We start from the raw sequence: 4,765 nt of genomic DNA on the forward strand, positions 1-4,765 counted from the left end.
CGAAACCCTCAAGGTCTGTTGCATGCTGAAGCATGCTTTGGCGGTAGCCAACTAGCCTCGCAGAGCACGTTCTCTTGGTCACAAGAGTATAACGTGCTATACTCTTGGCAAATAAATTTGCTAGAGTATGGGGGTGCATCGGTCACATGGAGTTGGCTTGGAACGCACAAAAAAATCAAATTACAGATGTTAAAGGTAAAGAAAATGAGCAAGAGCGAATAGGCGAAATTAAGAATGAAGACATTGATCTGGAGCGTACAAAAAATAATTATGACTTAGTAGAGTCAGAGAAAAATTTGTATCAGCGAGTAAAGCAGCGAGTGGATGAATTAAAAGAGAATGGTTCAAGAGTGCAAAAAAATTCAGTCGTGATGTACTCCAATATTTTGACGGTTCCTCAAGAGCAAGCTGAAAAATGGGGCGAGCAAAAAACAGATGATTATTTTAAGGCTTGCTATGAATTTTTCTGTAAAGAGTTCGGAAAAGAAAATGTGGTGAGTGGAAAAATACATAAGGACGAAACAACACCTCACATGCATTTGCACTTTGTGCCAGTCAATATAGAGAACGGTAAATTACAGGCACGAGTAGCAATGAATAAAGCAAAAATTAATTACATCCATGATGCTTTGCCGAAATTTTTGCAAGAACGTGGCTTTGATGTTGTACGTGCTAGTGGCAAAACGAAAGATAAAAACATTGAAAACATTCATGAATACAAAGAGGTTCAGAAGAAAATTGCAGAGAAAGAAAATGATTTAGAGCATCTGCAACAAGAGAACACTTTGCTAGAAAAAGAGATTGGAGACAAGAAAAAAGAGTTTTTAGCATTGAGTGAAAAAATTCCTAATGACGGAAATGTGCAGATCCGTACGAAGGGTAATGAGGTCAAAATCGAAGTAAAACAGAAAATGATTGGGAATGCAGAGGTTATCAAGAAGAAGACCAAAAATTTTATTGTGACACCTGAAGAACTAAAAAACATGGAAGACATAATGAATGCTGCGTATCAAGTTAAAAAAGATTATGAGCGTCTGCAGACAACGGATCTTGTGAGGGAAAATCAAGATTTGCATGAAGCGCTTGATACAACTCATGAAGCCCTCGAGTTTGCTCAACAGCGAAATGGGGTTTTGGAAAGGGAGAATAAAGCCCTCAAAAATGAAAACTGGGATTTAAAAGTGCGTATAAGCGATTTAAAGGCTGAAATTAAATTGGTTTATCAAAGTGCCAAAGAATTTGTTAAAGAGCGTACAAGCAACGCTATGGCTTTTAAAGACGCTTTTAAGAGCTTGGTAACCAAAGTGAAACAAAAAGCGCCTGGGGGTGAATTTGAGAAGGCTCACCAGAAGGATTTGAATAAAGAGAGAAATAAAGGGATGGGACGATGAAATACGATTACGATAAAACGTTAAAAATTGAGGTTCTCAACGAGTTTTCAAATGGTGTCCACGCTCGCCTGTTAAACTTTGTTTTGAAAAATGGTATGGATCCGCAGGAGAAAAATAATTTTTATAGCACCTTATTGAACCAGTTTGCTGAAATGATAGATTTGAATTTATTTAAAATGTCGTTTGAAGAATTAGAAGTGTTAGAGGGTTACTGGAAGAACATGAACAACTATATCAAAGAAATAGCGAAGTGATTTAGAATAAAAAAACACGCCTGTCAGGGGCGTGTTTTTATTGATTTTGAACGTAGTGAAAAATCGGTTTCTTCTTTACTTGATACATATAGAAATAACGTCATTTTTCAAAAGTGCGTCTAGACGTTGATATGACAGGGTTTGTTGAGGTTTTAAGTGTTGAAAGAAAAATATACAAAAAAATCCCAATGTGTTATGATTAAGGTGTCGAATCAAAACCAAATAACATAGGGATTTTTGTACCCTTCAGGAATCCTGAAAGGAGATTTTTATATTTACATGTGTACCCATGATAACATGGATTTAGACCAAAAAACAGTACTTTGTGATAAAAAGGCAAACGGGAAAACTCAACCTTGGAAAGAAAAAAAGACAGCGAATGTTGGTTATTTTGAGTTGTTAGAGGTATTGCAGTTCAAGAAAGCAGAACGTGTATCGACATGTGGTGAAATACTAGAGTTTGATATTACGCATGAAGGGCGTATGAAATTAGCGAATGCATGGTTTTGTAAATCACCGTTATGTCCGATGTGTAATTGGAGGAAGACGATGAAGCGAAGTTTACAGACAACAAAGGTTGTAGAAGAAGTAATTCGTCAAAAGCCTAAAGCCCGTTGGTTGTTTTTAACGTTGACAGTGAAAAACGTATTTGATGGTGAAACATTGGATAAGAGTTTGAAAGCAATGGCAGAAGGTTTTCGCCGATTAATCGGATATAAAAAGGTGAAACAAAACATGATTGGTTTCATGCGATCAACGGAAGTTACCGTTAATAAAAAGGACGGTTCGTATAATCAGCACATGCACGTTTTACTATGTGTTGAGTCGAAATATTTTAGAGACAGCGAAAATTATTTAGCGCAAAAAGATTGGACAAACCTTTGGCAAAAAGCCATGAAGTTAGATTATGTGCCAGTCGTTCATATTGAGGCTGTAAAAAATAAAAAACGTAACAAGGAAAAAGAGGTTACTGCGATTCAAGCAGCAGTCCAAGAAACCGCAAAATATTCGGTTAAGGATTCTGACTATCTGACTGGTAATTTAGAAAATGATTTAGAAGTCGTAAAAGATTTGGAAGAAGGATTGTATCGAAAACGTATGGTTTCATATGGCGGATTGCTGAAAGAAATACATAAGCAATTGAACTTGGACGACGTCGAAGAGGGCGATTTAATACGGGTGGATGATGAGGATTCAGACGTTGAAGAAAAAGCGTATTCGATTGTGGCTCAGTGGAACTGGGAGATGCAGAATTATTTCATTCGTTAGGAAAATCAATAAAAGTTGATGATTGGAGAGAATGGAGATGGAGAATAATACACTTTCAGGATTTCATATCAGAAGCAAAAAGGGAGATCCGTTGAAACTATATCCAAAAAAATATACGTGGCATATTCCTAAATATTTACGTGAATCAAACATTCAACCAGGTGATATTGTTGCTGTGGGGAAAATAAAGTCACCTTTTTTGGTAACAGAAGTTTTTCGAGAAGAAGTAGAAGACACAGGAAAACGATATAAAAAAGTCGTAGCAGTTTTTGAAAAAGCACCAGTAAACTTGACGAAGTAAAATAAGGAAGAGTATCTGTGAAAATTATAATTAAAATCTACAAAATATTAACGCGAGGGCTAAGAGTATGAGTGAAGAACGTGATCAATATATGTCCCAAGGAGAAGTGGAACTAAAACATCCAAGCGGAATGGTCAATAAAGAATTGTTGGAAACCTTTAGTCACTACAACCGTAGCTATCAGCGGTCACCAGAAGAACAAGACTATATTGCTTTGTTGCGAAGAGAATTGTTAAACCGAATGGAAAAAGAGTAAAGGAGTAGTGAATGCTACTCCTTTACTCTTTTTAATATAATTGTAATCTCGGAAATTTCAGAAAATTAAGTTTACCATTATTGAATATTTAGGTATTATTGGGAATGAAAGGGTGATGAATATAAAGAATATGACAAAAAACATACTTATTTTTCTTCTAGGATTTGTAACGTTTTTCATTTTATCAACCATTTTCAGATTTTTTTTCTAAAAAATAGGAGGTAAAACATGAAGCAAAGGTTACTGAGATTTTCAATCATTATTAGTACAATTATTTTACTAGCAGGATCTTTAATGCAAGCTCCTACAATTCATGCAACGGCACAGCAACCGATTGAAATGAATGAAGAAGATTCTGTACAAGCTCGAGGTGCTCAAGTAGCGATATTCTTTGGCGGAATCGTTGTAGCATGGATTACGGATGGAGTTATCAGTTACAAAACTGGCCATGCACCTTCTGAATGGATTGCGATGGGTCTTTCGAGTATTGAACAAAAAATTAAAAATTTTAGCAAAAATGATGTATTATCTAGACCAATCCAAGTAAGTTCAAATGGTCAAGTTAGTGGTTGTACTGCATATCCTTGTATGATTCAAGCTGCACCGGAAGATGAAACTATGGATTTAGAGGAACTTCTTGAACCAACTCCGCCAGAACAAGTATTAGAATAATAAAAGGATTGGTTTGTAAAACAAAGAGTAGCGAGTGCTGCTCTTTTTCTTTTTGGCTCGGTATATATTACGAAATCACCGTCACCTTACTGCTCATACTACCTATTATGGGCAGTATTGCTGGAATATTTTTTTGCATGTCACTTGCAAATTGAAAACTGCAAGAAACCCAGTCACGCAAGACCTCAGTGAATTTTCGAGTGTATTTGGTGCTGGGGTAGTACTGGCCCTCAGCGAAGCAAGAAAATCATTTGTGGAGTTGCGAGCGTAGCGAGTTCACCCTTTACAGTGAGCAGAGTCGTGTTAACCTATTTCGGTTCGAGCCACCGATCTTTTTAGCAAGGTGGCGCTGGCTCGAAAGATACACGACTCGAAAGGCTCGCTGTAAAGGGCAACGGAGGAAATGATTTTCTCCTCGGTGCTACAGCGAACTTTGAGAGGGGTGGGGTTTTTTTATGCCATCCAAGGGGCTCCCTTGGTCGTGAGTTTGAGGGGCGAAACCCTCAAGGTCTGTTGCATGCTGAAGCATGCTTTGGCGGTAGCCAACTAGCCTCGCAGAGCACGTTCTCTTGGTCACAAGAGTATAACGTGCTATACTCTTGGCAAATAAATTTGCTAGAGT

At 37.3% G+C, this 4,765-nt stretch carries 6 protein-coding genes; all 6 read left to right on the top strand.

Going from position 1 to position 4,765, the window contains the following annotated elements; translation table 11 throughout:
- The first annotated feature begins 146 nt into the window (after positions 1 to 146).
- The 6 genes from mobV (at position 147) to BFJ97_RS23065 (ending at position 4,143) form a co-directional block, all read left to right on the top strand.
- Complete coding sequence (gene mobV / locus BFJ97_RS23040; protein ID WP_068986928.1) at positions 147 to 1,391, top strand: MobV family relaxase; 1,245 nt, start codon at positions 147 to 149, stop codon at positions 1,389 to 1,391.
- Positions 1,388 to 1,645, top strand: coding sequence for a hypothetical protein (locus tag BFJ97_RS23045; RefSeq protein ID WP_068986929.1), 258 nt, complete (start codon positions 1,388 to 1,390; stop codon positions 1,643 to 1,645). The genes mobV and BFJ97_RS23045 overlap by 4 nt, the downstream gene beginning before the upstream one ends.
- A gap of 279 nt (positions 1,646 to 1,924) precedes the next feature.
- Complete coding sequence (locus BFJ97_RS23050) at positions 1,925 to 2,914, top strand: protein rep (protein ID WP_083227144.1); 990 nt, start codon at positions 1,925 to 1,927, stop codon at positions 2,912 to 2,914.
- Between the two features lie 37 nt (positions 2,915 to 2,951).
- Positions 2,952 to 3,215, top strand: a complete 264-nt coding sequence (locus BFJ97_RS23055) for a DUF5839 family protein (protein ID WP_254660229.1) — start codon at positions 2,952 to 2,954, stop codon at positions 3,213 to 3,215.
- A gap of 67 nt (positions 3,216 to 3,282) precedes the next feature.
- Entirely contained in the window at positions 3,283 to 3,471 is a 189-nt protein-coding gene (locus tag BFJ97_RS23060; protein WP_068986931.1) for a hypothetical protein, read from the top strand.
- A 228-nt stretch (positions 3,472 to 3,699) separates the two neighbouring features.
- On the top strand, positions 3,700 to 4,143 hold the full coding sequence (locus BFJ97_RS23065) for a hypothetical protein (RefSeq protein WP_068986932.1): 444 nt from the start codon (positions 3,700 to 3,702) through the stop codon (positions 4,141 to 4,143).
- Positions 4,144 to 4,765: the final 622 nt, after the last annotated feature.

The organism is Lysinibacillus xylanilyticus, assembly GCF_001708185.1.
Classification (GTDB): domain Bacteria; phylum Bacillota; class Bacilli; order Bacillales_A; family Planococcaceae; genus Lysinibacillus; species Lysinibacillus xylanilyticus_A.

Excerpts from the sequence above, each read along its gene's own strand:
- mobV (WP_068986928.1), top strand. The coding sequence starts at position 147 with ATGGAGTTGGCTTGGAACGCACAAAAAAATCAAATTACAGATGTTAAA.
- BFJ97_RS23045 (WP_068986929.1), top strand. The coding sequence starts at position 1,388 with ATGAAATACGATTACGATAAAACGTTAAAAATTGAGGTTCTCAACGAG.
- BFJ97_RS23050 (WP_083227144.1), top strand. The coding sequence starts at position 1,925 with ATGTGTACCCATGATAACATGGATTTAGACCAAAAAACAGTACTTTGT.
- BFJ97_RS23055 (WP_254660229.1), top strand. The coding sequence starts at position 2,952 with ATGGAGAATAATACACTTTCAGGATTTCATATCAGAAGCAAAAAGGGA.
- BFJ97_RS23060 (WP_068986931.1), top strand. The coding sequence starts at position 3,283 with ATGAGTGAAGAACGTGATCAATATATGTCCCAAGGAGAAGTGGAACTA.
- BFJ97_RS23065 (WP_068986932.1), top strand. The coding sequence starts at position 3,700 with ATGAAGCAAAGGTTACTGAGATTTTCAATCATTATTAGTACAATTATT.